Source organism: Stenotrophomonas maltophilia group sp. RNC7, assembly GCF_030910085.1.
Lineage (GTDB): Bacteria > Pseudomonadota > Gammaproteobacteria > Xanthomonadales > Xanthomonadaceae > Stenotrophomonas > Stenotrophomonas sepilia.
Genome location: NZ_JAVFVN010000315.1, coordinates 1 through 487, shown reverse-complemented (window position 1 = coordinate 487; position 487 = coordinate 1). Strand labels below are relative to the sequence as shown.

General features: G+C 47.0%; 2 protein-coding genes. Both read right to left on the bottom strand.

The features are described from left to right. Positions 1-243: HD domain-containing protein (locus RCF13_RS05235; protein WP_308140922.1), on the bottom strand; the 243-nt coding region annotated here is incomplete at its 3' end. Positions 244-261: 18 nt separating this feature from the next. Further along, a partial coding sequence (locus tag RCF13_RS05230) for a hypothetical protein (protein ID WP_308140921.1) occupies positions 262-487 on the bottom strand: 226 nt, incomplete at its 5' end.

Below are 487 nucleotides of genomic sequence, written 5' to 3'. Positions count from 1 at the left end.
ATGATTCTTCATCTTCGATTCAATGCCCTCTGTCAAGTACAATTGAAACGCATCGGTGTATTTCCCGATATCATGCAGAAGTCCGAGCAAGCGTGATAAGTTCTTTACGTTATGTGCAGATAAATGAGGAAAACTCACCGTGGGCGGCACGGCGAGTTCGCAATAAGTCGCAACATTCCGTAAATGAGTGGAAAGTCGTTGTTTCCGGTTCCGTTGTCTGTCCAGATGAGCCAAGTATTCCATGTGTCTCTCCTTGAGTGATTATTGCATCCACACGATGTGTGAATTATCTTCCAATTTCACGACTTCTTTAACCCGGGTGTGAATCGGATGCTCCAGCAAATTAATGATCATACTCCCCTTCCCCCGCTTCGTCAGCCTGCGATCGCGATCGAATTCCAGGGGCAAATCTTCTTTGACAAGTCGATAAATCGCCTCTTTGTTGTCCGGGACGTTAATCTCCGTCACCATGCGTGCGGGAACGATC